This is a genomic window from Variovorax boronicumulans, from assembly GCF_029892485.1.
Taxonomy (GTDB): Bacteria; Pseudomonadota; Gammaproteobacteria; order Burkholderiales; family Burkholderiaceae_C; genus Variovorax; species Variovorax boronicumulans_B.
Window position 1 is genome coordinate 1 of sequence record NZ_JARXVG010000013.1, and the last position, 24,552, is coordinate 24,552.

Genomic DNA, 24,552 nt, shown 5'->3' on the forward strand with positions numbered 1-24,552 from the left:
TGATCATCCTGAACGCCATCGCTCGCACCAAGTCGCCTTGGAGCAATGAGCTCGCAGGGATAGTTTGAGTTAGTCATTCAAGATGGTTGCTGTCTGTGTGGCGCAGGGATTGAGCATGCGCAGCCGCCCGGCCGCCGATGGAATTGCGCGCATGTTCTCGTAGGACCCGGCCTACAGACGTGCGGCTTCGCTACGCTGGGCTTTTGGACACCGGCTTCGTGATCGTCGCGTTGGCCTTCGCGCCCAGCGTCATCTCGGTGATCCACGACACCAGCAGCGTGCCGTAGGCCTGGCGCGACTCCAGCTTGGAAAGCGCATGGTCCGCGCCCGACAGCACGCGGTAGGTGACCGAGCGCACGCGCTTGAATGCGGCCAGGTAGTTCTCGAGCACCGGGTGCGGCACCGTCTGGTCGTCTTCCGACTCGACGATCAGCACGTCGCCGGCGAAGGCCGCGCAGGCGGCGAGCGCGCGGTTGTCCTTGGGCCCGACCAGCGAGCGGCGGTAGGCGACGAGGTCGCTGCGGCTGAGCTTGCCCTTGGGGGTGTCCCACTCGCGGTCGCGGTAGAGCGCCGGCGCGCGCAGCGCCAGCCATCGCACCGGCCGCATCGCGGTCACCAGCGCCGCCAGATAGCCGCCGTAGCTGCTGCCGACGATGGCGATGGACGCCGGATCGACCGTCGGATGGCCGACCAGCGCATCGTAGGCGGCGAGCACGTCGCGCAGGTTGTCCTCGCGCGTCACATCCATCCGCTGCGCGGCATGCCGGGCATGGCCGCGCAGGTCGAAGGTCAGGCAGACGCAACCCAGCGCCGCGATCTCCTGCGCCCGCTTCAGGTATTGCTCCTGGCTGCCGTCCCAGCCGTGCACCAGAAGCACGCCGGGCATCATCGTCGAGGCGGCGAAAAGGGTCCCTTCGATGTGCTGCCCGTCCACGGGAATATCGATGGCGCTATGGCGAGTCGGCATGGGTGCTGAGCAAGGTGTATTTGGCGAGCGGCCCGACCTGCGGGTCGACGCCCTGGTAAGAAACGATGGCCTCCGCGGGCACCGGCGCGGGGCCGTACACCTCGAAGGTCGAGGCGCGGACGCGGTCGCGCGCGGGGTCCGCCTGGAACGATTCGAGCGCGGCGATTTCGGCACCGGTGGCACCGCCCACCCGCCACGACTGCTCCAGCACGCCCGAGCGCCATGCGCCGCCGCGGCCGGTACCTTGCGCCACATCGTAGTTCGTGCGCGAGGCGAAGAAGCCCGGGTAGCAGTCGATCACCGCGCGGTGGTAGCGCCGCGCCTGGTCGATGGCCTGGCGCAGCGGCGGCGCGAGGCCGGAACTGGCAAGCAGCGCCTCGAAGTCACCGCGCACCAGCGTGAGGTCGGAGCCGCCGTAGACCTCTTCGCCCGCGTTGTCGCGCGTCAGCCGCTGCTGGCCGTAGTAGCTCACGAGCATGCGCTCCACGATGACCTGCCCGACGCTGTAGGTGACGGGGCGCTCCAGGTTTTCTTCGAGCACGAGGCCGTGGCTGGCGATGTCGGATTCGTCCATCGCATCGATGCAGCGGTCGAGCGCATCGGCGTCGCGCGCGACCACCTGGCCTCGGCCACCGGTCGCGGTCACCGGCTTGATGCGCACCACCCCCGCGCCGAGCATCGTCCGTCCCGCGCTGCGCGCCTCGTCGCGCGAAAAGCACGAGAAGCCCTCGAGCGCCGAACCGGCGATCTCGGTGGCGAAGCGCGGGCACCATCCCGCCGGCCGCGGCGCATCGGGGCCGGCCACCGGATGGGTGATGGCCTTGGTGGCGATGAACGCATGCGGAACCACCCCGCCGAACAGGTCGTGCACGCTGGCGATGCCCATGGCCTGCGCGAGACCGGCGTCGGTCACCGTGTTGCTGGGCACGAAGTACGGCGCCGCGGCGTAAGGCTGCTGCGCGTCGTAGTCGCCGGCGTAGGCGCAACCCGTGAGTGTCGCGAGCCGCCGCGCGAAATTGGCGCGGGTGGCGTGCTCATGCGCGCTGCAGTAGGCCTGCGGGTCGAGGTTCCACGTCACCAGGCTGCGCCCGGGCGGCGGCTGCGGAGGCGCCGTCGATGCGGCGGGCCGGGAACGAAGGGCCGTTTTCATGGCGGTAAGGGTCGGTGGTGCCGCGCCGGTCAACGCCGATGCGGCTCGCCCTCTTTCTTGCCCTCGTCCTTGCCTTTTTCCGCCGAAGGCAGCTTCACCTTGGTGACGGTGACGGACACGGGGTCGCTCGCGGGAAAGGACTCTTCCACCCCGCTGTCCAGCGCCTCCTCGCTGGCAGGCTGCTCCACGGGCTTTTCGTGTTCAGCCGGCTTGCCGTGGTTCTCCGACGTGGGAAAGGGAAATGGCTTCTGCTCTTTCTGTTCCGTGGTCATGGTGCCCTCCTGGCAATGTGGGCCCTTCCTCGAAAGAGGAAGGTGCTCGACCATGGTGGTCCGGTTCGTGATGCGCGCGGTCGGAAGGCGCTGCGCCTGCGCGTGGGAACAGTCCCGCGCGGCGGCCCCGGCGGCACAGCTACGCAGCGAAGCTTGTCACGACGAATGCGACCGACGCCACCGCCATCGCGGCCGTCGCCGCCCAGCCCAACACGCGCCACCGCAGCGGCAACCGCAGGTCGCCCATGAGCCTGCGGCTTCCGGCCGCGAGCATCACACCGACCATGATGGGCACCGACATGAGCGAATTGATCACCGCCGCCCACACCAGTGCTTTCATGGGGTCGATGCCGATCATGCTGATGCCCATGGCGCACACCATGGCCGCGGCCAGGATCGCGTAGAACGCCGGTGCTGCGCCGACGGGTTTCTCCAAGCCCCGGCGCACCTTCAGGAATTCGGCGCACGCGTACGCGGCGGAGCCGGCGAGCACCGGCAGGGCCAGCAGCCCCGTGCCCAGGATGCCGAGTGCGAACAGCATGAAGGCCGCGTCGCCCGCGACCGGCCGCAGCGCCTCGGCCGCCTGCGCGGTCGATTCGACATCCGTCTGGCCGCCCGCATGCAGCGTGGCGGCCGCGGCCACGATCATGAAGAACGCGATGGCGTTGGAAAAGCCCATGCCCAGCCAGGTGTCGAAGCGCAGCCTCCGCAGTTGCGCGGGCGCCTGGCGCGGCGCCTTGTTGAGCGGCTGGTCCTTGTCGACGCGCTCGATCTCCTCGACTTCCTGCGCGGCCTGCCAGAAAAAAAGATACGGGCTGATGGTCGTCCCGAGGATCGCGACAACCATCTTCACTGTCTCGGCATTCCAGGTCACGCGCGGGAGCAGCGCGCCCGAAAGCGCCGCCTTCCAGTCCACGTGCGCGACCATGGCCACGCCGACATAGGCAAGCAGCGAAAGCGTCAGCCACTTCAGGATGCGCACGTAGCGCCGATAAGGCAGCCAGGCCTGCAGCCCGAGCGAGACCGCGCCGAAGCCCAGCGCGTACAGCGCCTCCGGCCCGCCGATCGCCAGCCGCGTGACCTCCGCCATCGCGCCCAGGTCGGCCGCAAGATTGACGATGTTGGCGACCAGCAGCAGCATCACCGCAGCCGCCACCACCGGCCGCGGCCAGAGCGTGGCGAAGGCCGAGGTCAGCCCGCGCCCGGTGGTCCGCCCTATGCGTGCGCTCGCGAGCTGGATGCCGACCATCAGCGGGTAGGTCACCAGCAGCGTCCAGCCCAGCCCGTAGCCGAACTTGGCGCCAGCCTGGGTGTACGTGGCGATGCCGCTGGGGTCGTCGTCGGCCGCGCCAGTGATCAGGCCCGGGCCGAGCTTGCGCCAGAAGCTCTGCCTGTCTTCGGGCGGCGCCGCCGATTGCGCCTCGGCGGGCGGGCCCAGGCCCTCGACACCTCTCACCGCCGGCGGGTTTTCCACGGCGCCTACACCCGCGGCGGATCGGTGTCGCGCGCCGGATGGCGATGCATGCCCACCGCGGCGATGAAGTCGGTCGCGGCGGTGTCGGCATGCGCCGCGTCCGCGAGGATCAGGCCCGGGTCATCCGAACCGTCGGGCAGGCTCATCGGAATGCCGGCCTCGGTCAGCAACGCCTGCGACGCGCCGAGTGCGAGGATCGTCTTGCAGTGGCGGTACTGGTCCTTCACGAATTCCATCGAGTGGCCGTCGGCGGCAAGCGCCTCCACGGCGGCGAGGCCGTCGGGCAGCACCAGCGCATCGAAGAGGAAACCGGGGCTGTTCTCCATGCTGGCGTCGGCCTCGAGCTTCTCGCCGCCCGCCGCGGTGTAGGTGCCCAGGCGCGGGCCGACCAGCCGCGGGACCGCGCCTGCCTGTACCAGCGCCGTGACCAGCTTGCTGATGGACGCGCCCTCCACCCCGTCGGCCACGAGGATCGCGATCTTGCGCGTGCGGATGCCGCCGTCGCCCGGACGGGCCATCAGCGAGAGCGCGGGCGATTGGTCGACCTCGGGCGCGGCCGGCGTTTCCAGCGCCCTGGGCAGCGGTGCGGGCAGTTCCATGCCCAGTCCTTGCGCCACCTTGGCCGCGAGATCCGGTGATGCGTTCAGCAGGCTTGCCACCACGCGCTGCCGCACGGCCGGCACCGTCACCTTCGACAGCTCGAAGCGAAAAGCGGCGGCGATGTGCGCCTGCTCCGCGGGCGTCTGGCTCTCGTAGAAGAGCGTGGCCTGCGTGTAGTGGTCGGCGAATTTCTCGGGCTTGACGCGCACCTTGTCGCTGCTTTCCCTGGCATCGAGCCGCCGCGCGACGCTCGTGAAACCTTGCGCCGCGCCGGCCTGGAATGGGCAGCCGCCACCGAGCGAATTGGGTTCGTAGGCCGCGCGCCCGCGATGGATCGCCTGGCGGTGCATGCCGTCGCGCTGGTTGTTGTGCACCGGCGCAATGGGCGCGTTGATCGGCAGCTCGTGGAAATTCGGCCCGCCCAGGCGCGTGATCTGCGTATCGACGTAGGAGTGGATGCGCCCGGCCAGCAGCGGATCGTTGGTGAAGTCGATGCCCGGCACCACGTGCGCCGTGCAGAACGCGACCTGCTCGGTCTCGGCGAAGAAGTTGTCGGGATTGCGGTTCAGCACCATGCGCCCGACGATGCGAACCGGCACCAGCTCCTCGGGCACGATCTTGGTGGCGTCGAGGATGTCGAAGCTGAACTGCTCGGCCTGCTCTTCCGTGAATATCTGCAGGCCCAGCTCCCACTCGGGGTACTCGCCCGCGTCGATGGCTTCCCAGAGATCGCGGCGGTGGTAGTCGGGGTCGGCGCCGGAGATCTTCACCGCCTCGTCCCACACCAGCGAATGCGTGCCCAGTTTCGGCTGCCAGTGGAACTTGACCAGCACCGATTCGCCCTCCTCGTTCACCAGCCGGAAGGTGTGCACGCCGAAGCCCTGCATCATCCGGTAGCTGCGCGGAATGGCGCGGTCGCTCATCTGCCACATCAGCATGTGGGTGGATTCGGGCATGAGCGAGACGAAGTCCCAGAAGGTGTCGTGCGCCGACGCGGCCTGCGGCATCGCATGGTGCGGCTCGGGCTTCACGGCATGCACGAGGTCGGGGAACTGCATCGCGTCCTGGATGAAGAACACCGGCATGTTGTTGCCGACCAGGTCCCAGTTGCCCTCGTCGGTATAGAACTTCACCGCGAAGCCGCGCACGTCGCGCGCCGTGTCCTTGGAGCCGCGCTCGCCCGCCACCGTCGAGAAGCGCACGAACACCGGCGTCACCTTGCCGGCTTCGCGGAACGGCGCGGCCCGGGTGTATTCGGTGAGCGGCTCGTAGCACTCGAAGAAGCCGTGTGCGCCGGAACCCCGCGCGTGGACGATGCGCTCGGGAATGCGCTCATGGTCGAAGTGCGTGATCTTCTCGCGCAGGATGAAGTCTTCGAGCAGCACCGGGCCGCGCGCGCCTGCCTTCAGCGAGTTCTGGTTGTCGGCAATGGGCACGCCCTGGTTGGTGGTCAGCCGCTGGCCGCCCGAATCCACGCGCACCCGGTCCAGCGTGCCGATGGTGGCATTCGTGCCTTCGGGCGCGACCGAGCCGGTCTTGTCGGAGACATTCGATTCCGAGGGCGTGCTGCCGGTAGGCAGTCGCGAGGCAGGCTTGGCGCTCAGCCCGACCGGGGCCACCGGCGTGTGCTCCAGCGGCTTGTTGGTGTTGGCGGGCATCGCCGCGGCGAGGGCCTGTGTGTCGATCGCCTTCTGCGCGGGAATGTCTCCTTTGCCTGCCGCAGGCGGCGCCGGGTGGGCGGGGCCGCTGTCGGTGTTGCGTGCCGCGGAGCGGGCGGCGTCGAGCGCGGCAGAAGGTGCCGTGCCCGCTCGGGGTGGTTTGGCCATGTCTTTTGTCGTCCGGTTGGGTTGGAAGAAGCCTCCAACCTAGTGCGGCAATTCAGGTGTTCTTGTAGGACGCTGCAGCAAAGCGCGTATCGCCGCCTTCGCCCATGCCGGTGGCCACGCCCAGCCGCGCGGCGAGGTTGGCCGCGTCGTAGGGCGCATGCACCTTGCTGTCGTTGTCGAAGTAGCAGAACACGTCGCGCGCGCCGCGCCGCGCCGGATCGGGCGAAGCCAGTTTCGCGTCGGAAGGCTGCCGGCCGCGGCGCCAGGCCTCGATGCGCGCGGCCCAGCGATCGAGCGCGGCATCGCCGTAGCCGCTGGCATACAGCTCCTTGTCGCCATGCAGGCGCAGGTAGACAAAATCGGCGGTCAGGTCTTCGAGCAGCGGCCAGCGCCCGGCGGTGTCGGCCACCACAAGCGCCACCTCGTGCCGGCGCAGCAAGGCGATGAACTCCGGATCGATGAAGCTGCTGTGGCGCGCCTCCAGCGCGTGGCGAATGCGCAGCCCGCGCGCCGCCTTTACCAAGGCGCGGCCTTCCAGCCGCTCGTCGTGCGCGCGTGCAAGGGCGCCCACCGAGCGCGCGTCGCGCGGCAGCAGCGAGAAAAAGGCATCCAGCCGCTCGGGGTCGTAGCGCATGCGCGGCGGCAGCTGCCAGAGCACCGGCCCCATCTTGTGCCCCAGCGCGAGCACGCCCGATGCGAAGAAATTGGCGAGCGCCTGCCGCACGTCCTTGAGCTGGAGCATGTGCGTGATGTAGCGCGAGCCCTTCACGGCGAACACGAAGTCCTCGGGCGTCTCGTCGTGCCAGTGCCGGTACGACTCGGGCCGTTGCAGGGAATAGAAGGAGCCGTTGATCTCGATGGTCGGCAGCATCCGCGAGGCGAATTCGAGCTCGCGGCGCTGCGCGAGGCCGGCGGGATAGAAGCGCCCGCGCCACGGCGCATAGCGCCAACCCGAAATGCCGATGCGCAAAGTGCGCCCTGCCCTGGCCGCGTTGCTCCGGCTTGAGGTCATTGCCCTCGCCTCGCATGCGGCGCCGTCCCACGCGCGCGCCGCCCGGCCGCGGCAAACATCGGCGCCATGTCATCCAACCCCACACAGATCAGCGCGCGCATCGTCGCGCCCGTCGAGTTCCGCGCCGGCGACGGCCCGTTGCTGGAGATTCGCGAAGGCGAATGCCAGATCATCGTGGAAGGCGACAGCGCGGTGCTCACCTGGACCGAGGAAGGCCAGCCACTCACGGCGGCCATCCCGAAGATCGAGTTCGATCGCTTCATCGCGTCCGGCGCGATCGTTCTCGGCAATTCCTGAGCGGCCACCGCTGCCGGCTTACCTGCCGGGCCTGGCATTCGCATCGCCCGGCGGCGGGGCCGTCGTGGGCACGCTCGGCTGTGCCTGCGACTGAGACTGCTCCTGCGGATTGCGCCGGGTCAGCCCGCCGGTGGCGGAGCCGCCGCCAGGGCGCTGCGTGCGCCCGCGCATCTCGGTCGGCCCCTTCGATTCGTCCAGCGGCTCGGAGCGGCCGGTGTCCACGGTCCTTGCGGGATTGGCGGGCTTCTTCTCGGAATTCCCCTGCATGCTGGGCGCGGCCGAGCCCTTCGGATTGCCGCTGGGCTGCGCATGCACCTGCGGCGCCGCAGCCGCCGCGACCAGGCCGGCCGCGAAGAAGGACCAAAGGAACACGCGGGACGCAAAGGATGCGGGTTTCGTCATCGGAATCTCTCCTTGGGAAGTTCGACGATCTGTCACGGTCGGCCCTTTCCGTCGGAAGGATCGCTCGGTGCGTTGGAGTCCGAGAGCTGTTCGGCCGGGGGCCCGAGCTTTCCGCTGTCGCCGCCTGCGGCGTGCGTGGTGCCGCCGTCGCGCTTCTTGCCGCGGCCCGAATAGATCTCGTCGTCGTCGAAATCCAGCGGCGCGTTGCCGGAGGTGCCGCCGCGTTCGAGCTTGCCGCGCGTTGGCGGGTTGTCGTCGTGGGGGCCGATCGGGTCCATGCCCGAGGGGGTGGTGGTTGCCATGGTTTTTCCTTCGAAGAATGGGAAAAGAAGGCCCATGTTTTTGCGTGCGCCGTGCTGCCTGTGTCGGAACGGCGGGACATGCCCTGTAGGTGCAACGCCACCGATCGCCGCAAGCGCGCATGTTCGTGGCGGACGGTGGAGCGTGGCCGTGCAGGACAAGGGCGCGACATGCATGCGCCGCCCCGGAATCGCTGCGCGCTGTGGCATTGTTCGCGCTGCCGCCAGTGGTGCGGCTCACTACGCCTCAAGGAGCAGCCCCATCATGATCAAGATCGGCATCGTCGACGACCACGCGGTCGTTCGCTCAGGCCTCAAGGCTTTCTTCTCCACCTTCGTGGATTTCCGGGTCGTCGGCGAAGCCGCCAGCGGCCGCGAAGCCATCGACATGGTCCGCACCACCGACATGGACGTGCTGGTCATGGACCTGTCCATGCCCGGCCAGAGCGGCATCGACGCACTCGCCATGGTTCGTGCCAAGGCGCCGCAGCTGGGCGTGCTCATCCTGAGCGGCTATCCGGAGGAGCACTACGCGGTCAACCTGATCCGCCAGGGCGCATCGGGCTACCTGAACAAGGAATGCGCGCCGGAGGAAATCGCCAACGCGATCCGCACCGTGGCGCTGGGGCGCCGCTACATCTCCGCCTCGGTGGCCGAGCTGCTTGCGGGCCAGCTGGAGCGCAAGGACAGCGAGCCGCCGCACAAGCATCTGTCGGAGCGCGAGTTCCAGGTGTTCCTGAAGCTGGCCAAGGGCGAATCGGTGGGCAGCATCGGCGAGGCGCTCTCGCTCTCGGTGAAGACGATCAGCACGTACCGCACCCGGCTCATGGAGAAGATGAATCTCTCCACGAACAGCGACCTCACCTACTACGCGATCAAGACGCAGCTGATCGATTGAGCGCGCGGCGTCTCCAGGGCGGTTGGACGTGAGGCACGGCAGGACGCTCAAGGCGGTCGTCTGGACATTCCTGCTGACCGTCGCGGCCACGCTGCTGGTGGTCAATCTCGGCGGCAGCGAGAAGAAGCTCGACGAGCAGATCCGCCGCGAATATTCGCTGCACGACGCGCAATACCAGCGCGTGCTGGGCGTGATGCTCGGCCCGCCGATTGCCGGCGGCAACCGCTTCGAGGCGCTCTACAACGGCGACCGCATCTTCCCCTCGATGCTCGAGGCGATCCGGGGCGCGAAGCAAAGCATCACCTTCGAGACCTACATCTACTGGTCCGGCGACATCGGCCGGGCCTTTGCCGATGCGCTGTCCGAGCGTGCGCGGGCCGGCGTGCCGGTGCACGTGCTGCTCGACTGGGTAGGCAGTGCCAAGGTGGACGACGACTTCGTCAAGGAGATGGAATCGGCCGGCGTGCGGATCCGGCGCTTCCACAAGCCCAGCTGGTACGACATCGGCCGCATGAACAACCGTACGCACCGGAAGCTCCTGGTGGTGGACGGGCGCATCGGCTTCACCGGCGGCGTCGGCATCGCCCCCGAATGGACCGGCCATGCACAGGACCCGCAGCACTGGCGCGACTCGCACTACAAGGTCGAAGGGCCGGCGGTGGCGCAGATGCAGGCGGTGTTCATGGACAACTGGATCAAGGTGTCGGGCGAGGTGCTGCACGGCGAGCGCTACTTTCCCCACCTTCCGGCCGTGGGCGACGGCCGCGCGCAGGTGTTCAGCAGCTCGCCCTCGGGCGGCAGCGAGAGCATGCACCTGATGTATTTGCTGTCGATTGCCGCGGCCACGAAAACCATCGACCTCTCGAGCGCGTATTTCGTGCCCGACGACCTGACCGTGGGAGCGCTGGTGGCGGCCATGCGGCGCGGCGTGCGGCTGCGCATCATCACGCCGGGCCCGATCATCGATTCGCAGACGGTGCGCGGCGCATCGCGCGCCAGCTGGGGCCCGTTGCTCGAGGCCGGTGCGGAAATCAGCGAATACCAGCCGACGATGTTCCACTGCAAGGTGTTCATGGTCGACGGGCTCTTGGTGTCGGTGGGCTCGACGAATTTCGACAACCGCTCGTTCCGGCTGAATGACGAAGCCAACCTCAATATCTACGACGAGGCGTTCGCGGCCGCGGAGACGGTGCAGTTCGAAGCCGATCTCGCACAGTCGAAACGCATCACATTCGAAGACTGGAAGAACCGCCCCTTGCACGAGAAGGCGATGGAGCACCTGGCTTCGGTGCTCTCGGTTCAACTCTGAAACGAAAAAAACCACGGCCCGAAGGCCGCGGTTTTCTTTGCGAGTCGAGCCTCGCGGCCTTTGCAGGTCAGCTGCGTGCCTTGGCCTCGCGTGCGGCATTGCGCAGGTCGCGGATCTGGTCATGGTTGCGTTGCGCGCCTTGCGCCTGCGTCTGCAGGATCTGGCGCACGCCCGCGGGCAGCGACTGCTTCAGGGCCTTGCGATAGCGCGCCACGGCCGCGTCTTCACCGCGCTCGCATTCCTCGAGGATCGACAGTTCGCTGTTCGCACCCAGGGCACCCTTCACGTGCACCCAGCCACGATGCATCGCACCGGTGGTGGTGCCGCCTTCCGCAGGCTTGCCGCCGTAGGTGAGGACGAGTTCCACCAGCTGGCTCGCGGCCGCCTGGCACTGCGCAGCGCGCGAGGCGAAAACCTCCTTCAGCCGACCAGCTTCCACCTCTTCGGCGCAGGTGCGGAAGCCGTATTCGCCGTCGCGGGTGTTTTCGAGCAGGTCGTTCAGCACATCCACGACTTCTTCGTTCGACAGCGGCTCACCTTCCGGAATGGCCGTGTCTTCCTCGCGGAAATACAGGCGGTCGGCGCGCTCCCATGCGGCATGCGAGGCCGGGCGGGCGCGCTCCCAATCCAGCGACGAGGTGCCGCGGCGCGCTTCCCATTCGCGGGCGAGCGAAGGCTCGACCGAGGCGAATTCGTCGACCGCGGCATTGCGGCTCGACCAGCCCAGCTCGTAGGCCGGCCCATAGTCGTCGTAGGTGCGGCCGGTCTCGTAATAGGGCTCGCGCTCGTAGGCGGTTTCCCAGTAGCTGCGCTCGGCGGTCGGGTTCACGCGCTCGGCCACGGCCTTGCCGCCGAGCCCGCCGATCACCGCGCCGGCGACCAGGCCAGCCGCCGCGCCCACGGGGCCGCCAACGGCACCGACGGCCGCACCTGCCACGGCGCCACCGGTGGCACCCACGCCGGTGCCTACGGGATGGGCGCCGGGCGCGCCGGAGATGGGATCGCGATTGAGATCGTCAGGATGAAGGGGGTTCTGGTCTCTTGCCATGAGGGCTCCTTGAAAAGGGTGGAAATTGAATCGACAGACTTCATCCTGGGGGCCCGGAAACGCACGGCCGTGGGGCTTCGGCGCGGCTGCATGTAGGCGCAGTCGGGCTTGGCGCGGGTCAGTTTCCCGCCTCTGTCCAGCGCGCCAGGTAGGGCGCGGTCCGGCTCCCCGCGGCCTTCGCCACGGCCTGCGGCGTGCCGCTCGCCACGATGCGCCCGCCCTCCTCGCCCGCGCCCGGCCCCATGTCGATCACCCAGTCGCAGGCGGAGACCAGCCGCATCTCGTGCTCGACGACGATCACGGTGTTGCCGGCATCGACCAGGCCGCCCAGCTGCGCCATCAGCTTGTCCACGTCGGACGGATGCAGCCCGGTGGTCGGCTCGTCCAGCACATACAGCGCATCGCCGCGCTGCGAGCGCTGCAGCTCGGTCGCCAGCTTGATGCGCTGCGCCTCCCCGCCCGACAGCTCGGTGGCCGGCTGCCCCAGCCGCAGGTAACCCAGGCCGATGGCCGCGAGCAGCCGCAACGGCCGCTCGATGGCGCGATCGTCCGCGAAGAAGGCATGCGCCTCCTCCACCGTCATGGCCAGCACGTCGGCGATGGTGCGGTCGCGCAGCGTGACCTTCAGCGTCTGCTCGTTGAAGCGCGATCCGTGGCAGGTGGGGCACGGCGCATACACGCTGGGCATGAACAGCAGCTCGACGCTCACGAAGCCCTCGCCCTCGCAGGTCGGGCACCGGCCCTTCGCCACGTTGAACGAGAACCGGCCGGCATCGAAGCGGCGCGCGCGGGCCGCCTTGGTGTCGGCGAACAGCTTGCGCACATGGTCGAAAAGGCCCGTGTAGGTGGCCAGGTTGGAGCGCGGTGTGCGGCCGATGGGCTTCTGGTCCACGCGCACCAGCCGGCGGATGCGGTCCATGCCACCGGCGATGTGCCCGCCGGTGCGGCCCGCGAGACTGGGCTCCGCGTCGGGCTCGTCGTCGGGCGGCGGCGCCTCGTGGCCCAGGTGCGCGGCCACCAGCTCGACCAGCGCCTGGCTCACCAGGGTGGATTTGCCCGAGCCGGAGACACCGGTCACCGCTGTCATCACCCCGAGCGGAAACGCCACCGAGAGGCCTTGCAGGTTGTTCCGCGTCACGTCTTCCAGCTTCAGCCATGCGGCCGGTGCGCGAACGGGCCGCGAAGATGCCGTGTGCGGTGCAAACAGATACCGCGCGGTGTGCGACGCCTTCACGTGGCGCAGTCCCTCTGGCGGGCCGCTGTAGAGAACCAGGCCGCCCTTCTCGCCCGCATCGGGCCCCACGTCCACCAGCCAGTCGGCGCGCCGCATCAGGTCCAGGTCGTGTTCCACCACGAACAGCGAATTGCCCGAGCGCTTGAGCGTGTCGAGCGCCACGACCAGCGCCTCGCCGTCCGCCGGATGCAGCCCCGCCGAGGGCTCGTCGAGCACGTAGACGACGCCAAAGAGGTTCGAGCGGATCTGCGTCGCGAGCCGCAGGCGCTGGAGCTCGCCCGGCGACAACGTCGGCGTGCTGCGGTCGAGCGAGAGATAGCCCAGGCCCAGGTCGTTCAGCACCGTGACGCGCTCCAGCAGGTCGTGCGCAATGCGCTGCGCGGCGATGCGCTTCTCGGCCGATTGATTGGGCGTGCGGCGCACGTCGGGCGCCGCCGCGTGCGCGCCGCCTTTTTCGCGCAAGGCGCTGCGTGTGCTGCCGCCGCCCGATGACGCCGGCGCCTCCCCCGCCGCCACCGGCCGCAGCACCTGCGCGAACTGCGCCAGCGGCATGCGCGAGATCTCGCCGATGTCGTGCCCCGCAAAGCGCACCGACAAGGCCTCGGGCTTGAGCCGCTTGCCCTTGCAGGCCGGGCAGTCGCCGCCCACCATGAAGCGCGCGACGCGGTTCTTCATGAGCGCGCTCTGCGTGGTCGCGAAGGTGTGCAGCACGTACTTGCGCGCGCCGATGAAGGTGCCCTGGTAGCTCGGCTCCATCTTGCTGCGCACCGCCGCGCGCGTTTCGGCGGGCGTGAAGCCGGCGTACACGGGAACCGTGGGCTGCTCTTCGGTGAAGAGGATCCAGTCGCGCGTCTTCTTCGGCAGGTCGCGCCAGGGTTTGTCGACGTCGATGCCCATGGTGACGAGGATGTCGCGCAGGTTCTGGCCGTGCCATGCAGGCGGCCACGAGGCGACGGCGCGCTCGCGGATGCTGAGCGTGTCGTCCGGCACCATGGAGCGCTCGGTCACCTCGAAGATGCGGCCGAGGCCATGGCATGTCGGGCATGCGCCCTGCGGCGTGTTGGGAGAAAAGTCTTCCGCATAGAGCATCGGCTGGCGCGGCGGATAGTCGCCGGCCCGCGAATAGAGCATGCGCAGCAGGCTCGACAGCGTGGTGACGCTGCCCACCGACGAGCGCGTGCTCGGCGTGCCGCGCTGCTGCTGCAGGGCCACGGCGGGCGGCAGGCCGTCGATGGCATCGACCGCAGGCACGCCCACCTGGTCGATCAGCCGGCGCGCATACGGCGCGACCGATTCGAAATAGCGCCGCTGCGCCTCGGCATACAGCGTGCCGAAGGCCAGCGACGACTTCCCTGAGCCGGAGATGCCACTGAACACCACCAGTGCGTCGCGCGGGATGTCGACATCGACGTTGCGAAGGTTGTGTTCGCGTGCGCCGCGAACGCGCACGAAGTGGTCGATGTCGTGGGCGGAAGTGCTGGTGGGCTTGCTGGTGGGCTTGCTGGTGGGTTTGCGGGCAGCTTTGCGCGCCATGGTTTCTTCTTTCTGTGCGTACACGCGGGGAGCCTGCAGATTACGACGAGCCCACGCTGTGAGAACCGGGCCACCCCGGACGTCGGACTCCTGCGCGCGGCATCCCATACGATCCATGCCATGACGACCCCCGACGCCGATTCGCTCGCGCTGATCGACGCCTGCTCGCAGGCCTCGCTCGCGCTCCTGGAAAGCAACCTCACGCCGCACGGCATCCTGGCCGCGAGCCGCACCGAGGCGGCCGTGGCGCGGCGCTACACGCGCATCTTCGGGCGCGACGCCGCGATCTGCGTGATGGCCATGTGCGGCAGCGGCGTGCCCGCGCTGGAGCAAGGGGCCGTCGCGAGCCTCGATGCCCTCGCGGCGCAGCAGGCGGCCAACGGGCAGATCCCCAAGTACGTCGACCCCGAGGGCCAGGATGCGGACTTCTGGTACCTGGGCTGCATCGACGCGACGCTGTGGTGGCTGATCGCGGTGGACCATGTGCGCCGGCATGGCGGCGTGGGCCCGACCCGCTGGGAAGACGGCGTGGCCCGCGCGATCGGCTGGCTGCTCGCGCAGGAGCACCAGCACTTCCGGCTGCTGCAGCAGAACGAGGCGAGCGACTGGGCCGACATCATGCCGCGCTCGGGCTACGTGCTGTACAGCAATGCGCTCTGGTACGACGTCAAGCGCCGCTTCGCGCTGGACCATGCCGAGGAAACGCGACACCACTTCAACCACATGTTCAATCCGTTCCAGCGCGACCTGCCCGAATACCACCGGGCGCGGCTGCTGCGGCACTACGCGCGGCGCGGGCGGCGCGATCCGGCGCTGTACCTGAGCTTCGTCAACTTCGCGTTCGTCGGCAACGAGGGCGACGTATTCGGCAACGTGCTGGCGATACAGGCCGGCCTGACCGAACCCGAGATGGCCGGCCGCATCGTCGACACCATCGCCAGGTCGCATGCGGCCGATCCGTATCCGGTGCGGGTCGTCCTGCATCCGCTGTCGCGCCAGCACGAACTGTGGCGGCCCTACATGGGGCGCCACCAGCAGAACGATGTGCACCAGTACCACAACGGCGGCATCTGGCCTTTCGTGGGCGGCTTCTGGGTGATGGCGCTGGCCAGGGCGGGACAGGACGAACTCGCCCGGGCCGAGCTCGCGCGGCTCGCGCAGGTGAACGCACTCGGCGACTGGCGCTTCACCGAGTGGTTCCACGGCCGCACGCTGGCGCCGATGGGCATGGCCGGCCAGAGCTGGAATGCGGCGACTTTCCTGCTCGCCCGTCGCGCCCTCGAGGGCCGCGCGGACGCCTGGTAGCGCCCAAGGCTCAGCTCGCGAGCGCTTCCACCCGCAGCGTCGTCACCGCACCGGCCACCGCCGGGTTCGCCTGCAGCGCGTGCACGGCCAGGTCGATCGCGCCTTGCGTCGCCGGGCCCGTCAGCACCAGCACCTGCGGTCCCGCTTCCGGCCGCTCCGCTGCCAGCACCAGCTGCCGCACCGGCAGCCGCTGCGCCGCCAGCAAGGCCGCAACCGCTTCGACCTGGCTCGCCGCATGCACAGGCACTCGCAGGTAGTGCGCGGTGCACACCGCGGCGCGCGGAAGCGCCGGCAGTTCGTTCATCGCATGCGCGTGAAAGCCCAGGTGCGGCACGCGTTGCGCGGCCTGGGTGCCGTCGAGCCGAGTCACGTCGACGAGGTCGGCGATCACGGCCGATGCCGTCTGCTCCGACCCGGCGCCCGCGCCGTAATACATCGTCACGCCCGAGGCGTCGCCCTTGACCATGACCGCGTTCATCGACCCGTTCACATGCGCCATCAGATGCGCGGCGGGCACCAGCGCGGGCTGCACGCGCAGTTCGACGCCCTCTTCACGCCGGCGCGCGATGCCCAGCAGCTTGATGCGATAGCCCAGCTGTTCGGCGCAGGCGACGTCCACGCCTTGCAGCGCGGTGATGCCCTCCACCTGCACATCGGCAAAGCGCACCGGCGTGCCGAACGCGTTGGCGGCGAGCAGCGTCAGCTTGTGCGCGGCGTCTATGCCCTCGATGTCGAAGGCCGGGTCGGCCTCGGCGTAGCCCAGGGCCTGCGCCTCCGCCAGCGCGGCGGCGAAGTCCAGGCCTTCGTCGCGCATCTTGCTCAGGATGAAGTTGGTGGTGCCGTTGATGATGCCCGCCACCCATTCGATGCGGTTGGCCACCAGCCCTTCGCGCAGGGCCTTGATGATGGGAATGCTGACCGCCACCGCGCCTTCGTACGCCACGGCCACGCCGTGTTGGCGGGCGGCGGCGAAGATCTCGGCACCGTGCTCCGCCAGCAGCGCCTTGTTGGCCGTGACCACGTGCTTGCCGTGTGCGATGGCCGCCAGCACCCAGTCGCGCGCCGGGCCGGTGCCGCCGGCCACTTCCACCAGCACATCGACATCGGGGTGCGTGGCGACGTGCATCGGGTCATCGGTCAGCGCAACGCGGTCGCCCACGATGCCGGCCGCCCGCGGCAGGTTGCGCGCCGCGACCATCACCACCTCGATACCGCGGCCTGCCCGGCCCACAATCTCGGCCTGGTTGCGGGCCAGCACGCGGAAGGTGCCCGAGCCCACGGTGCCGATGCCGATCATGCCCACGCGCAGCGGGCGCATGGCCACGGGAACACCGTGAAGGGGCTGAAGGGACAGGACTGGATCGCGGTACATGAGGCTTCTCCGAACGAACAAACAAACAAAAAACCCAGCTGCCAGAGCTGGGTTTCATTCGTTCGGGGAGAAGAGCGATTCACCAGGTGGCTGCCGGAACGGCCACCTGCGCGTGCTCAGGTGGCCGCGGTGGTAATGGAGGTAATCATTCGTGCACCCATTGCCTGCGGGAGAGCAGGCGGCATCATCCGGCCCATGCGGGCGGCGGCGGATGCGGTGTGGAGTGGGAGGCACGACATGGAGGCCGGAGTGTACAGGAGCCATGCGGCCACTGGCACAGGCCCCGGCGATAGGTGCAAACTTGGCGCATGGACAAGCACTTCCTGACCCCGCTCTTCGCACCCGCCTCCGCCGTGGCCTTCGTCGGCAACGCCAGCGACCCCGGCGGCCAGACCGCCTCGGGCCGCGTGCTGCGCGAGGCCTTCCGCGCCGACCGCTTCGACGGCACGCTGCGTTTCCTGGACGTGCGCACCAAGGGCACGCTCGAGGAACTCGCGCAGACGCATGCCGACCTCGCCCTCATCGCGCTCGCGCCGCAGGACGTGGCCGCCGCCCTGGAGATCGCCGGCCGCATCGGCTGCAGCGCGGCGGTGGTCATCTCCAGCGGCATCGCCGCCGAACAGGCGGCCCAGTGGCGCAAGATCGCGCGCCGCGAAGGCGTGCACCTGCTCGGGCCGAATTCGCTGGGCTTCCAGCGCCCGCTGCTGCATCTGAATGCCAGCGTCGCAGGGCCCTTGGCGAAGGCCGGGCCGCTCGCGCTGGTGTCGCAATCGGGCGCGCTCACCGCCTCGATGCTCGACTGGGCGCGGCAGAACGGCGTGGGGTTTTCCAGCGTGGTGTCGCTCGGTCCGCACACCTCGGTCGACATTCCGCAGGTGCTCGACTTCCTTGCCAACGACCAGGCCACGCACAGCATCATCGTGTACCTCGAAGGCATCTCGGACGCGCGCCGTTTCATGAGCGCGCTGCGTTCGGCTTCACATGCCAAGCCGGTGGTGGTGCTCAAGGCCGGCCGCAAGCCCGCCGGCAACGCGGCCGCGCAGACGCACAGCGCCGCCATCGTGGGCAGCGACGACGTGTTCGATGCCGCCCTGCGCCGCGCGGGCGCAGTGCGGGTGCGCTCCTTCGTCGAACTGTTCTCGGCTGCCAAGTGCCTGGCCTCGCGCTACCGCCCGGTGGGCAAGCGGCTCGCGGTGGTCACAAACGGCGGCGGGCCCGGTGTGCTAGCGGCCGACTGGATCAACGAGATCGGCTTGGATCTCGGCAAGCTTTCCACGCCCGCGCAGAAGCTGCTGCATCCCGCGCTGCCGCCGCTTGCGACGCTGACGGACCTGATCGATCTTTCCGAAGACGCCACCCCGGCGCACTACCGGGCCGCAATCGACGCCGCGTCGGCCGACAGCCAGATCGATGGCGTGCTGGCCATCTTCTCTCCCAAGGCGGGATCGGATGCCGCCGCCACGGCCCACGCCCTGGCCGACATTCCGCGCCCGATGAACAAGCCGCTGCTCGCCTGCTGGATGGGCGACTCGTCGGTGGGCAATGCGCGCAATGTGCTGGCCGAGGCGACGATTCCGAGCTTTCGCACGCCCGAGGCGGCCGTGGGCGCGTTCGGCAACATCGCGGCCTTCTATCAGAACCAGCAGTTGCTGCAGCAGACGCCGCCGCCGCTCTCGGCGCTCGCCAAGCCCGACATCGAAGGCGCCCGCCTCATCATCGAAAGCGTGCTCGCCGAGCGGCGCAAGGTGCTCACGGAGATGGAGTCGAAGTCGCTGCTGTCGTGCTTCCACATCCCGATCACCCGCACGCTGCTCGCACGCAGCGCCAACGAGGCCATGATGATCGCGACGCAGCTGGGCTTTCCGGTGGCGCTGAAGATCGATTCGCCCGACATCAGCCACAAGTCCGAGGTCGAGGGCGTGGCGCTCAATGTGCTCAACGGCACCGGCGCGCGCGACACCTACGTCGAGATGATGGAGCGCGTGGCACGCCTCGCGCCCGAGGCGCGCATCAACGGCGTGACCGTGCAGAAGATGGTGAAGGCGCGGCGCGGCCGCGAGATCTACGTCGGACTGGTGACCGACGAGCCCTTCGGCCCGGTCATCGTCTTCGGCGCGGGCGGCACCATGATCGAGCTCATGAACGACCGCGCGATGGAGCTGCCGCCGCTCAACCAGTTCCTCGCGCACCGGCTCATCGAGCGCTCGCGCGTGGCCGAAACGCTGGGCGAATGGCGCGGTGCCCATCCGGTGAACATGGAAGCGCTCGAAGACGTGCTGCTGCGCGTGTCGGAGATGGTGTGCGAGTTGCCCGAGCTGCGCGAGATGGACATCAATCCCATCATCGTGGATGAGCACGGCGCGGTGTCGGTCGATGCGCGCATCGTGGTGGACAGCAGCCCGCAGGCGGTGGCGGGCCATGTGGGCAGCGGCTACCAGCACCTGGCCATCATGCCGTACCCCGCGCGCTACCGGCGCGAATGGCCGCTGCCCGGCACGGGCGGCGACATCTACACCGTGCGGCCGGTGCATCCGAACGATGCGCAGATGCTGCAGGCGCTGGTGCAGGGCCTGTCGCCCGAGAGCCGCTGGTTCCGTTTCGTCTCGCGCTTCCACGAGCTGCCGCCTTCGATGCTGTCGCGCTTCACGCTGATCGACTACGACCGCGAGATGGCGCTGGTGGCCGTGGTGATGGAGCGCAGCAATGCGCCCGACGGCACCATTCTCGACAGCGAGCGCATCGTGGGCGTGTCGCGCTACGTCACCAACCCCGACCAGACCAGCTGCGAGTTCTCGCTGGTGGTGGCCGACGAGTTCAGCGGCAAGGGCATCGGCTCGCGCCTGCTCGAAAGCATCATCGACGTGGCGCGCGACCGGGGCCTCGCGGAAGTCGACGGGCTCGTGCTTGCGAACAACCCCGACATGCTGAAGCTGGTGCGGCGACTGGGCTTCAGCGTGAAGTCGTTTCCCGAGGATCCGGATTTCAAGCTGGTGACCTACCAGTTGTAGGCCGGGGTGCTGTCGGGGGACGATCCAGGGCCCTGGCCGTGGGTCCGGACCGGTCTGGGGCAGGCCTATGCTTGGCGCCCTTTGCCGTCCCGTGCCCTCTCCATGATCCGAACGCTCCTGTGTTTCTCGGGCCGCCTCCTGGCCTCGCTGGCGGTGCTGCTCTCGGCTGCATGGGCGTGCGCCGCCCTTTGGTACCAGTTGCCGGCCGCGCCGGCCCTCAAGATCGCGGCGGGCGTGCTCTGGGCCGGCTTCGGCCTCGCGGCGATGGTGCTGCTGTGGCGCGGCCGGTCCGCACGCGCCCTGCTTTCGTATGCCTTGGGCTTCGCCATGGTGCTGGCCTGGTGGGGCACGATCCAGCCTTCGCAGGATCGCGTCTGGGCCGACGACGTGGCGCGGCAACTCGTTGCTCGCGTCGACGGGAACATGGTGACGATGGACAACGTGCGCAACTTCGAATGGCGCAGCGACACCGATTACACGCCGCGCTGGGAAACGCGCCGCTACGACCTGGACCGCCTTCGCTCGGTCGACGTGGCGCTCTCCTACTGGAGCGGCCCGGCCATCGCCCACACGCTCGTGTCCTTCGGCTTCGACGACGGCCAATTCGTCACCTTCTCCATCGAGATCCGCAAGGAGCGCGGCGAGAGCTTCTCGTCCATCGGCGGCTTCTTCAGGCAGTTCGAGATGAGCCTTGTCGCAGCCGACGAGCACGACATATTGCGGGTGCGCACCAATGTGCGCGGTGAAGACGTCTACATGTACCGCGTGCGGCTGCCGCAGTCCGAGATGCGCTCGCTGTTCGTCGGCTACCTCGGCGAAGGCGCTGCGCTGGTGCGCGCGCCGAGCTTCTACAACACGATCACCGCCAACTGCACGACCATCGTCTACGCGCTTGCCAGGCATGTGGTGCCGGGGCTTCCGATGGACTGGCGACTGCTGGCCTCGGGCTACCTGCCCGAGTACCTGCACGACGTCGGCGCGCTGACGCCGCGCCTTGGCATGGAAGAACTGCGATCGGCCGGACGCATCACCGAGCGTGCGCGTGCGTTCGACAGCAACCCCGGCAACGAAAAATTCTCGCAAGCCATCCGGCACGAATTGCCGGGCGTCGAAATGGCGGTCGATGCCGGAGCCAGGCCATGAAGCTTTCGCGCGCCCTCGCGCTGCTGGCCGCAGGTGAGCGATGCGATCGGCCCGTTGCGCGCGCCGCAAACCTGATTCCGGCGTGCGTTAATTGCGCCCCATGGACAACTTGCAAGCATTGCAGTCGCTCGGCATCACGCTGCCGAGCCCGGCCTACATCTTCGGCGCCGTGCTGTTCGGCCTTGCGGGCATCGCGGCGTACAGGTACGGCAAGCGCTCCGGCCGCAAGCGAAGCAAGTGGCTCGGCGTGGCGCTGATGTTCTATCCCTACGCGGTTCCGTGGACTTGGCTGCTCTACGTCGTCGGCATCGCGCTGTGCGCGGGCGTCTTCATCGATCGCGATTGAGCCTGGCGTGGCCAAAAAAAACGAGCCCGAAGGCTCGTCAAAAGTCGTCCGTCGAATTGGGAAGCAACCCGACTCCGACTCACCTCGAACTCATCCGGTCCGCTCTCTACCCCGCCTCTAATGCTTCTTCGGGCGCTGCCGCTGCCGCAACGGGCGCATGCCATCCCAGCGCCGGCGCGATGCGGCGCGCGAGGTCGTCCAGGATCTGTTCGTACTCTTCGCTCGCGAAGTTGTAGGGCAGCTCCACGCGCAGCTCGCTCACCTGCGGCAGCACCGGGTCCTTGCGAAGCCGCTCCAGGATCTCGTCGGAGGTGCCCACCAGATCCGTCGCGAAGAGCGTGCGCCGCTCGCCCTGCGGCGTGAGCGTGCGCTCGACCCGCCCCGCCGCGAACTCGCGGTAGCGCCTTCGCGTGGCCGCATCGGCGCCATCGAGCGGCACTATCACGCGGCCCAGCGCCACCCTGCCCGCGCGCGGCCCGGCCTCGCTCGCGCGATAGCGTTCGATGAGGGCCGACTGCGCCTGCAGGAAATCGTCCGTGTGCTCGCCCGACAGCACGTTGCCCAAGAGCAGGTTGAATCCGTTGCGTCCCGCCCACTCGGCTGAGCGCAGCGAACCCCCGCCGTACCAGAGCCGGTCGATGAGCCCCGGCGCATAGGGCTGCACGCGCGGACGCACGCGCCCGCCGGCCGACTCGACGAAGGTGTCGTCGTCGCCGATCAGCACGTCTTCGAGGTTGGCCCTGAGGCGCGCCACGCGCTTGTGCGTGAAGTCGATAGTGTTCGGCGCCGCATCGTAGAAGCGGCTGCCCAGCAGCGCGCCGTGCGGCGGCACGCCCGCGCTCAGGCCGACCTGAAGCCGGCCGCGCGAGAGCACGTCGACGGTGGCCAGGTCTTCGGCGAGGCGGAACGGGTTCTCGTAGCCCATCTGGATCACCGCGGCGCCCAGCTCGATGCGGCGCGTGCGCTGCGTCGCGGCCGCCAGGATGGTCGTGGCCGAGGACACGCCGCGCTCCAGGTGCCGCTGCCGCACCCAGGCGCTGTCGAAGCCGCGCCGCTCGCCGAACTCGAAGAGCGCCAGCGCCGCTTCAAGGCCGGCCAGCGGATTCGCCTCGGCGTAGTTGCCTGGCGTGAGAAAACCGATGTGATGGATGGCCACGGTGTTGCCCTCCTTCTTCAGAACTTGGGCAGGCCGGGTGGATTGATCTCGGACCTGGGCAGCGCCTCTTCCGTGAGGCTCCAGCGCGCGAGCGCCTTGCCGTAGGTGCCGGTGCGGATGAGATGGTTGGCCGCAACGCTCAGCGCCGTGGCCAGGCCGCTGCCCTTGCGCGTGGCAATCGCCACGTCGGACTTCAGCGGCCAACCGGCATTCACCGTGCCGACCAAACGCAGTTGCCCGTTCTTCGCCGCCTCGTAGGCCTGCGGCGCGTTGGGATTGAAGTTGGCATCGACGCGTTTCGTGGTCACTGCCAGCCAACGGGTCACGTCGTCGTCGAAGTACTGGATCGCGATCGGCTTCAGGCCCGCGGCCACGTTCTGCCGGTCCCATTCGAGCAGGATGCGCTCCTGGTTGGTGCCGGCGCCGGTCGTGAGCTTCAGGCCCGCCACGTCCTTCGGCTCCTTGATGGACTTGATGGCGCTGTCGGTGCGCACGTAGAAGCCGTGCAGGCCGAGGCGGTAGGTGGAGAAGTCGAACTTTTCCTTGCGCTGCTCGGTCACGCCCACATTGGAGATCACCGCGTCGTACTTGCCCGAGGCCAGTCCCAGTGGCCAGTCGGCCCATGCAACGGGCTGCAGTTCGAGCTTCAAGCCCAGCGATTCGGCGATGAGATGGGCGAAGTCGGGGTCGAAGCCGACGACGGTTTTTGCATCGGTGGCGTAGGTGGAAATGGGCGGTGCGAACGGCGAGATCGCGATGGTCAGCACGCCCTCTTTCACGAACTTGAAGCCCGGTGGAATGGCGGCGACCGCCTCGGCGTCCTTGCTCGTGTGCAGGCGGCCCTTCTGTTCGGGGCTGAAGTCGAACTTGTCGGCCGCGTGTGCCGTCGTCATGGCGATCAGACCGAAGGCGACCAATGCGCGAGCTTTGCTTCTGAGAGACATTCGCTCGCCTCAGTTCTTCGGCAAACCGGGTGGGTTGGTGCGTGCCACCTCGATCGCCTCGGAGCTCAGGTTCCAGCGCGACAAGGCTTTCGCGTAGTTGCCGTTCTTGATCTGAGCATTCAGCGCCACCGTGATGGCCTCGGCGATGCCCGAGCCCTTGCGAGAGGTGACTGCGATCTCGGCATTCAGCGGCCAGCCGCCGGAGAACAGGCCCGCGAGCCGGGTCTTGCCGTCGCGCGCTTCATAGGCTGCGATGGCGTTGGGGCCGACGTACGCATCGGCGCGACCCGATTGGATGGCCAGGCGCTGCACCACATCGTCGTCGTAGTACTGGATCTCCACCGGCTTGAGACCCGCTGCGACGTTCTGCTTGTTCCAGCGCAGGATGATCTGTTCCTGGTTGGTGCTGGCCTGCACGATGATGCGCAGCCCCGCGATGTCCTTGGGTTCCTTGATGGGGCCCAGCTTGCTGTCGGACTTCACGTAGATGCCCAACTGGTCATTGCGGTAGGTGGAGAAATCGAACTTCTCCTTGCGCTCCTCGGTCACGGTCACGTTGGACACCACCACGTCGAACTTGCCCGACTGCAGGCCCAGCGGCCAGTCGGCCCAGGCGGTGGACACAAGTTCGAGCTTGCGTCCGAGACTGTCGGCCACCAGTTGTGCGATGTCGGGTGCGTTGCCCACAGGCGTCTTGGTGTCCGTTGCATAGGCCGCGAACGGCAGGCGGCCGGTGGTGGTGCCGACGACGAGAACGCCCTCCTTCTGGAACTTGAAATCCTTGGCGAGCCTGACGGCCTCGTCCAGCTTCTGCGCTCGCGGCCGGCCTGCCTGCTCCGGGCTCAGGTCGGTGGTGGGCTGCGCCGAGGCCGCCAGCGGCAGCAGCATGGCGGCGCCCAGGAGCGCGGAAAGGAGGTTCTTGCGATGGATCATGGGGAGGACTTCAGTCAGGGAAAA

At 68.6% G+C, this 24,552-nt stretch carries 21 protein-coding genes; 7 read left to right on the forward strand and 14 right to left on the reverse strand.

What is annotated here, in order from left to right:
* Window positions 1-190: 190 nt before the first annotated feature.
* From M2282_RS25160 to M2282_RS25185, 6 genes are all read right to left on the reverse strand, one after another.
* Window positions 191-967, reverse strand: coding sequence for an alpha/beta hydrolase family protein (locus tag M2282_RS25160; RefSeq protein WP_280811500.1), 777 nt, complete (start codon window positions 965-967; stop codon window positions 191-193).
* Window positions 951-2,117, reverse strand: a complete 1,167-nt coding sequence (locus tag M2282_RS25165; protein WP_280811501.1) for a DUF3182 family protein — start codon at window positions 2,115-2,117, stop codon at window positions 951-953. Before M2282_RS25165 ends, M2282_RS25160 begins: the two co-directional genes overlap by 17 nt.
* Window positions 2,118-2,146: 29 nt before the next feature.
* Complete coding sequence (locus M2282_RS25170) at window positions 2,147-2,389, reverse strand: hypothetical protein (protein WP_280811502.1); 243 nt, start codon at window positions 2,387-2,389, stop codon at window positions 2,147-2,149.
* A 139-nt stretch (window positions 2,390-2,528) separates the two neighbouring features.
* Complete coding sequence (locus tag M2282_RS25175) at window positions 2,529-3,863, reverse strand: NRAMP family divalent metal transporter (protein WP_280811503.1); 1,335 nt, start codon at window positions 3,861-3,863, stop codon at window positions 2,529-2,531.
* Between the two features lie 5 nt (window positions 3,864-3,868).
* Window positions 3,869-6,289: a catalase gene (locus tag M2282_RS25180; RefSeq protein ID WP_280811504.1), complete on the reverse strand. Its 2,421-nt coding sequence runs from the start codon at window positions 6,287-6,289 to the stop codon at window positions 3,869-3,871.
* Window positions 6,290-6,341: 52 nt separating this feature from the next.
* Window positions 6,342-7,301, reverse strand: a complete 960-nt coding sequence (locus tag M2282_RS25185) for a DUF72 domain-containing protein (protein ID WP_280811505.1) — start codon at window positions 7,299-7,301, stop codon at window positions 6,342-6,344.
* Between the two features lie 66 nt (window positions 7,302-7,367).
* Between M2282_RS25185 and M2282_RS25190 the strand changes: the two genes are divergently transcribed.
* Complete coding sequence (locus tag M2282_RS25190) at window positions 7,368-7,598, forward strand: hypothetical protein (protein ID WP_280811506.1); 231 nt, start codon at window positions 7,368-7,370, stop codon at window positions 7,596-7,598.
* An 18-nt stretch (window positions 7,599-7,616) separates the two neighbouring features.
* On the opposite strand, the gene M2282_RS25195 is transcribed toward M2282_RS25190, so the two are convergent.
* Together M2282_RS25195 and M2282_RS25200 are read right to left on the reverse strand one after the other, a co-directional pair.
* Window positions 7,617-8,000, reverse strand: a complete 384-nt coding sequence (locus M2282_RS25195; RefSeq protein WP_280811507.1) for a hypothetical protein — start codon at window positions 7,998-8,000, stop codon at window positions 7,617-7,619.
* A gap of 32 nt (window positions 8,001-8,032) precedes the next feature.
* The gene (locus tag M2282_RS25200) at window positions 8,033-8,302 is read right to left on the reverse strand and encodes a hypothetical protein (protein WP_280811508.1); all 270 of its coding nucleotides are present in this window, start codon (window positions 8,300-8,302) and stop codon (window positions 8,033-8,035) included.
* A 262-nt stretch (window positions 8,303-8,564) separates the two neighbouring features.
* Between M2282_RS25200 and M2282_RS25205 the strand changes: the two genes are divergently transcribed.
* Together M2282_RS25205 and M2282_RS25210 are read left to right on the forward strand one after the other, a co-directional pair.
* Window positions 8,565-9,197: a response regulator transcription factor gene (locus tag M2282_RS25205; protein ID WP_280811509.1), complete on the forward strand. Its 633-nt coding sequence runs from the start codon at window positions 8,565-8,567 to the stop codon at window positions 9,195-9,197.
* A 28-nt stretch (window positions 9,198-9,225) separates the two neighbouring features.
* On the forward strand, window positions 9,226-10,506 hold the full coding sequence (locus tag M2282_RS25210) for a phospholipase D-like domain-containing protein (RefSeq protein WP_280811510.1): 1,281 nt from the start codon (window positions 9,226-9,228) through the stop codon (window positions 10,504-10,506).
* Between the two features lie 67 nt (window positions 10,507-10,573).
* On the opposite strand, the gene M2282_RS25215 is transcribed toward M2282_RS25210, so the two are convergent.
* Window positions 10,574-11,554: a ferritin-like domain-containing protein gene (locus M2282_RS25215; RefSeq protein ID WP_280811511.1), complete on the reverse strand. Its 981-nt coding sequence runs from the start codon at window positions 11,552-11,554 to the stop codon at window positions 10,574-10,576.
* A 118-nt stretch (window positions 11,555-11,672) separates the two neighbouring features.
* Window positions 11,673-14,321, reverse strand: coding sequence for an excinuclease ABC subunit UvrA (locus M2282_RS25220; protein WP_280811512.1), 2,649 nt, complete (start codon window positions 14,319-14,321; stop codon window positions 11,673-11,675).
* A 120-nt stretch (window positions 14,322-14,441) separates the two neighbouring features.
* On the opposite strand from M2282_RS25220, the gene M2282_RS25225 reads away from it, so the two are divergent.
* Window positions 14,442-15,626, forward strand: coding sequence for an amylo-alpha-1,6-glucosidase (locus M2282_RS25225; protein ID WP_280811513.1), 1,185 nt, complete (start codon window positions 14,442-14,444; stop codon window positions 15,624-15,626).
* A gap of 10 nt (window positions 15,627-15,636) precedes the next feature.
* Here M2282_RS25225 and M2282_RS25230 read toward each other — a convergent pair whose 3' ends face one another.
* Complete coding sequence (locus M2282_RS25230; protein ID WP_280811514.1) at window positions 15,637-16,998, reverse strand: homoserine dehydrogenase; 1,362 nt, start codon at window positions 16,996-16,998, stop codon at window positions 15,637-15,639.
* A 308-nt stretch (window positions 16,999-17,306) separates the two neighbouring features.
* On the opposite strand from M2282_RS25230, the gene M2282_RS25235 reads away from it, so the two are divergent.
* The 3 genes from M2282_RS25235 to M2282_RS25245 all read left to right on the forward strand — a co-directional run bounded on the left by M2282_RS25235 (window position 17,307) and on the right by M2282_RS25245 (window position 21,495).
* The gene (locus M2282_RS25235; protein WP_280811515.1) at window positions 17,307-20,006 is read left to right on the forward strand and encodes a bifunctional acetate--CoA ligase family protein/GNAT family N-acetyltransferase; all 2,700 of its coding nucleotides are present in this window, start codon (window positions 17,307-17,309) and stop codon (window positions 20,004-20,006) included.
* Window positions 20,007-20,108: 102 nt separating this feature from the next.
* Window positions 20,109-21,149: an Lnb N-terminal periplasmic domain-containing protein gene (locus M2282_RS25240; RefSeq protein WP_280811516.1), complete on the forward strand. Its 1,041-nt coding sequence runs from the start codon at window positions 20,109-20,111 to the stop codon at window positions 21,147-21,149.
* 100 nt (window positions 21,150-21,249) lie between these two features.
* Entirely contained in the window at window positions 21,250-21,495 is a 246-nt protein-coding gene (locus tag M2282_RS25245) for a hypothetical protein (protein ID WP_280811517.1), read from the forward strand.
* A 106-nt stretch (window positions 21,496-21,601) separates the two neighbouring features.
* Here the strand turns inward: M2282_RS25245 and M2282_RS25250 are convergent, their stop codons facing one another.
* Genes M2282_RS25250 through M2282_RS25260 form a run of 3 tightly spaced genes read right to left on the reverse strand, consistent with a single transcriptional unit; the run spans window position 21,602 to window position 24,528 of the window.
* Window positions 21,602-22,651, reverse strand: a complete 1,050-nt coding sequence (locus M2282_RS25250) for an LLM class flavin-dependent oxidoreductase (RefSeq protein WP_280811518.1) — start codon at window positions 22,649-22,651, stop codon at window positions 21,602-21,604.
* A gap of 17 nt (window positions 22,652-22,668) precedes the next feature.
* Entirely contained in the window at window positions 22,669-23,595 is a 927-nt protein-coding gene (locus tag M2282_RS25255; protein WP_280811519.1) for an ABC transporter substrate-binding protein, read from the reverse strand.
* A gap of 9 nt (window positions 23,596-23,604) precedes the next feature.
* Window positions 23,605-24,528, reverse strand: coding sequence for an ABC transporter substrate-binding protein (locus M2282_RS25260; RefSeq protein WP_280811520.1), 924 nt, complete (start codon window positions 24,526-24,528; stop codon window positions 23,605-23,607).
* Window positions 24,529-24,552: the final 24 nt, after the last annotated feature.